Here is a 5116-nt window from a genome sequence, read left to right as displayed (position 1 = left end):
AGTTCGGCGAGGCCGGCGTCCGGGAGCCCACCGCCCGTCGTGACCGCGTTGACCAGGGCCACCGCCGTGCCGGCGCCATCGATCCGGTACCCGCTCGTCTCCATGACACCCCCGGTAAGCGCAATGCCGGGAGTATAGCCTTACCTGGGCGAAGGTCGCGCATATCCCGAACAGCCGGTCGAGACGCGCCGCACGCCGCTCAGCCGGGCCGCCGGCCGACGATCGCGGCCCGGTTGTAGCTAGACGATGCAGGAGAACACCGGAGCGGCGGTGAGGATGTGTCTCCGCGGCTCGCCGGGGCTAGACGTGCCGAGTGCCAGGAGCGGTGGTCACGGCCTGGGCGCGGTGGTGTCGGCTGGTGCCGGGGTCCGGGGCAGAAGCGCCGACGCCGCCAGCCCGAGGAGGCCGACCGCGGCCAGCACGATCATGGCCAGCCCATAGGAGCGCTCGGGCGTGACGGTGATGCCGGCGACCAGGATGGTGCCGGCGATCGCGGTGCCCAGCGACGAGCCGAGGTTGGAGACGCTGCGCGAGAGGCCCGAGATCTCGCCCTGTAGCGCCTCGGGGAAGCTGGACTGCACGACGTTGACCGAGGGGGTGAGCATCAGGCCGAGCCCCAAGCCGATCAGCAGCAGCCCAGGCGCGAAGGCCCAGACACTGGGGTTGCCGATCACCATGGCCAACAGGACGGCGATGCCGGCGATGGTGACCAGGAAGCCGGCCATGATGAGGGTCCGTTGGGGACGTCGCTTGGCGAAGCGCTCGGCACCCAGCGACGAGGCCAGCAACCCGGCTGTGGCGGCGGTGAAGATCAGGCCGGTCTGGATCGCGTCATAGCCCCGGACGACCTGCAGGTAGGCCGCGACCACGAACGAGATGCCCATGAGCAGCAGCCACTGGGCGTTCTGGGTGACCAGGCCGAGGTTCGAGGTCCGGTTGCGGAACAACCCCGTCGACAACAACGGCTCCTGGCCGGCGCGCTCCTTGGCCCGCACCGACCGGAAGAACCAGGCCAGGACCAGCGCCCCCGCGACGAGCAGGGCGAGCATCAGCCAGCCGTTGTTGTCGGCGGCCAGGATCCCCATGACGACCAGGACCAGGCCGACCGCCGACAGGATCGCCCCGCCGGTGTCGAAGGGGCGGGTGGGGTCGGGCGGGAGGGGATCGTGGACCCGCCGGGCGAGCCAGACGATCACCGCGATGACCAGGGCCTGGAACACGAAGGCGGCCCGCCAGCTGATCGCGTCGGTGATCAGGCCGCCGATCAGGGGCCCGGATGCGCCCCCGACACCTCCAGCCGCGCTGATCACCCCGAACGCCCGGGCCCGCGAGGTGAGGTCGGTGAGCAGCAGGGTGGTGAGGATGTAGACGGGCGGGATCAGCAGCGCCGTGCCCACCCCCTCAAGGATCGAGTTGCCCAGGATGAGGACGCCCAGCCCGGGGGCGGCCGCGCTCAACAGCGCGCCGATGCCGTACACCACCAGCCCGACGGTGAAGCAGCGCTTGCGGCCCCAGCGGTCGGTCAGCTTGCCGCCGGGGATCATCAACGCCGCCATGACCAGCAGGAAGATGGTGATCGCGACCTGGATGCCCTGGACGGTGGTGTCCAGGTCCTGGCTCATGTCGTTGATCATCACGTTCATGTTGGTGCCGGCGAAGCTGCAGATGAACTGGGCCAGCGCCAGCGGGACCAACACCCGCCGCAACGCGCTCGACGGCCGTCCCGCCGTCCCGCCTTCTGTCACCTCGCACCTACCTCCACACGAACCGGGACGCCATCTCCACCCCAGGACCACACCAGGTGTCGGCGTCCTCGCCCCTGCCCTCCGGGGCCCCTCTGGTGTTCCGGTCGATCATGGTGCCAGCGCCGGCAAGGGGCCTCACCCGATCGAGGTGATTTGGCTGTCCACAGGCTCGTGTCGATCCGTCGGGTGCGGCTCGCCCCGCTCCGCTCAGCTATGCAGAAGTCCGTCTGGCTGATGGAGAACCGTCAAGGGACCTTGGACGCGTGGACTTGCCCTGACCTCACGCCGCAAAGATCGGCAGGCCTACGAGCTCGTGCGGAAGAGATCACCCGGACGGGGTGATCCGTTCTCAACGCGTCCCGACTACAGTGCATTCGCGCCGGCTACGAGGGCAGCGCATGCCCGACGCAGGGGAGGACCGCCTCATGGATCGCTATCCGCCAATCGCCGAGCATGGGCTGATCGGAGATCTCCAGACCGCCGCGCTGGTCACCACCGATGGCACCATCGACTGGTGGTGCTGCCCGCGGTTCGACTCGCCGAGTGTGTTCGCCTCGCTGCTGGACAGCGACAACGGTGGGCGCTTCCGCATCGGCCCCGAGGGGGACGACTATGTCGCCAAGCAGCTGTACTTTCCCGACACCGCCATCCTGATCACCCGCTTCATGACCCCCGACGGGGTCGGTGAGGTGATCGACTTCATGCCGGCCGATGACCCCCACCGGGCCAGCGACCGGCACCGGCTGGTCCGGGTGGTGCGGTGTGTGCGCGGCCAGATGCGCTTCGTCATGGAGTGCGCCCCCCGCTTCAACTACGGACGCCAGCCCCATGAGCTGGAGCTGACCGACGAGGGGGCGGTGTTCCACACCCCGACCCTCCAGCTGACCGTCCACGGCGCCGGGCAGCGGGCGATGCAGCGCGACGGCAACGACTTGCGCGGCGCGCTGACGGTGCGGGCCGGTCAGGCGGGAGGGGTGGTGCTGGAGTCGGCCGCCCCGGGCCCACCCAAGCGGACGGTCCCTGAGGAGCTCTTGGGCCTGTTCGAGGAGACGGCGCGGTTCTGGCGGGGCTGGCTGGGCCGTTCCAGCTACCGGGGCCGCTGGCGCGAGATGGTCGACCGCTCGGCGATCACCCTGAAGCTGCTGACCTACGCCCCGACGGGCGCCTTGGTGGCCGCGGCCACCGCTGGGCTGCCGGAGCTGGTCGGGGGCGAGCGCAACTGGGACTACCGTTTCACCTGGATCCGGGACGGCTCCTTCTCGATCCATGCCCTGCTCGGGCTGGGGTTCACCGAGGAGGCCGAGGCCTTCATGCGCTGGCTTTCTGACCGCGCCGAGGAGCAGGCTGGGGAGGCGTCGGGGCCGCTCAAGATCATGTACCGGATCGACGGCTCCTCGGAGTTGGAGGAGGAGATCCTGGACCACTGGGAGGGGTATGCCGGCTCCAAGCCGGTCCGCATCGGCAATGGCGCCGCCGACCAGCTCCAGCTGGACATCTACGGCGAGCTGCTGGACTCGATCTGGCTGGCCGACCGGCACGGGCTGCGGGTGGGCCACCCCGGCTGGGTCAAGCTCTCCCAGATGACCGACTGGCTGTGTGAGCACTGGGACCAGCCTGACGAGGGTGTCTGGGAGACCCGCGGCGGACGGCAGAACTTCACCTACGGGCGGCTGATGTGCTGGGTCGCCCTTGACCGCATGGTCCGTCTGGCCCGTGAGCATGGCCGGCCGGCCGACCTTGGCCGCTGGGTCGGGGAGCGCGACCGGGTCTATGCCCAGATCATGGAGCGGGGCTGGAACCCGAAGCGCCGGGCCTTCACCCAGCACGACAAGACCGAGGTGCTGGACGCCTCGCTGCTGATGATGCCCCTGGTCGGCTTCGTGGCCCCCCGCGAGCCGATGTGGCTGTCGACCCTGGACGCGATGGACGACGAGCTGGTCTCCGACAGCCTGGTCTACCGCTATGACCCGAGCGCCTCCCCGGACGGGCTGCGCGGCCACGAGGGCACCTTCTCGATCTGCACCTTCTGGTACGTCGACGCCCTGGCCCGCTCCGGGCGGCTGGAGCAGGCCCGGCTGGCCTTCGAGAAGATGTTCACCTACGCCAACCACTTGGGCCTGTATGCCGAGGAGATCGGCCAGACCGGCGAGCAGCTGGGCAACTTCCCCCAGGCCTTCACGCATCTGTCGCTGATCAACGCCGCCATCAACCTCGACCACCAGCTCGACCACGGCCCCGGCTTCGATCCCGTCCGGCACACGGACGCCGACGGTGCCGGGTGAGCCACCAGTTGCCCAGCACGACTAGCGCGCCCGCCGATCGATCGCCCGCGAATAGGAGAAGTCGCTGGTCGACCGGAGATCCAGGACGATCACGTCGGGACCCAACTCCTGGTCGAGGCGGGCGCTGCAGGCGTCACCGACCAGGAGCAGGCGCGGCGCTGCTGGGCGTTACCGAGGACCGGTTCTGCGCCTTGCTGGCCACACCCGGCGTTCCCACTGACCGTCCGCTGGCGCCGATCGAGCAGCCTGCCCGGCGCGGGTTCACCGACGTCGTGCAGCGCTGGCTCCAGTTCCGCTCTGCTTCGCGGCCGGAAACCGTCGCGTCATCGGGGCCACGATGACCGGTGACCCTAGTGCAGGTCGGTAGTGGGGGCGTGATCCCGGCTCGGTTGGCTACAGCGGGGCGGTGAGCTCGAGTGCAACCCCGTCGGGGTCCTTGAAGGGCAGGACCGCGATGCCAAATGGTGGCAGGTCGGTGATGTCGCTGTGGTCCACGCCCCGCTCCTCGAACGCCTGCATCGCCGTCTCCAGCTCGCTTCGGTCGGCCACGCCGAAGCTCAGATGGTCCAGGCCACAGCGGAACGGGTCGAAGCGGTCGTTGGCCCGTTCGGCGTCCACCGGGCGCAGCCCGAGCAGCAGGTCGCCGTTGATCATGACGATGCCGTCCTGCAGCAGGTCGGTGGCCAGGTCGTGGTGGGGGTCGTCGGCCGGCGGTGGGGCGTCCATGGCGATCTGGAAGCCGAGCAGCTCGGTGTAGAACACCCGGGACCGCTGGACGTCGGTGACGGTGAGCCGCAGATGGTGAATCGGGCCGAGGGAAAGCGGGACTGCCATCGAGCGCCTCCTCAGTCGACAGCGGATGGCGGACCCATGATGGGGCCGCTCGCCATAGCAGGAAAGCGCCGTCGATAGAGAGAGTCAGCCGGAGGGCCGCCGGAACGTCCGACTGTCATTCCGCCTGACGCTCCGATGTTGGGTCAAGGCGCGGGGAGGGCTTCGAGGAGCCGGTAGAGCTGGCGGTCCCCCGACCGATTGAGCCGCACCCGGACCGTCTGGCCGCTGGAGGCCGGGTCGGGACAGTTCAGCTCC

General features: G+C 69.6%; 3 protein-coding genes. 1 reads left to right on the top strand and 2 read right to left on the bottom strand.

Annotated features, from left to right (window positions below; genetic code table 11):
• Window positions 1-329: 329 nt before the first annotated feature.
• A complete protein-coding gene (locus VF468_12965; protein HEX5879207.1) occupies window positions 330-1697 on the bottom strand; it encodes an MFS transporter in 1368 nt (455 codons plus the stop codon).
• A 473-nt stretch (window positions 1698-2170) separates the two neighbouring features.
• On the opposite strand from VF468_12965, the gene VF468_12960 reads away from it, so the two are divergent.
• Window positions 2171-4027, top strand: a complete 1857-nt coding sequence (locus tag VF468_12960) for a glycoside hydrolase family 15 protein (protein HEX5879206.1) — start codon at window positions 2171-2173, stop codon at window positions 4025-4027.
• Between the two features lie 393 nt (window positions 4028-4420).
• Here the strand turns inward: VF468_12960 and VF468_12955 are convergent, their stop codons facing one another.
• On the bottom strand, window positions 4421-4861 hold the full coding sequence (locus VF468_12955; GenBank protein HEX5879205.1) for a VOC family protein: 441 nt from the start codon (window positions 4859-4861) through the stop codon (window positions 4421-4423).
• Window positions 4862-5116: the final 255 nt, after the last annotated feature.

It is taken from the genome of Actinomycetota bacterium (assembly GCA_036280995.1).
Classification (GTDB): domain Bacteria; phylum Actinomycetota; class CALGFH01; order CALGFH01; family CALGFH01; genus CALGFH01.
The sequence above is the reverse complement of the archived record's forward strand: the minus strand, read 5'-3'. Positions and strand labels throughout refer to the sequence as shown.

What these genes read in the sequence shown, in the direction of transcription:
- VF468_12960 (HEX5879206.1), top strand. Translation starts at nt 2,171, where the DNA reads ATGGATCGCTATCCGCCAATCGCCGAGCATGGGCTGATCGGAGATCTC.
- VF468_12955 (HEX5879205.1), bottom strand. Translation starts at nt 4,861, where the DNA reads ATGGCAGTCCCGCTTTCCCTCGGCCCGATTCACCATCTGCGGCTCACC.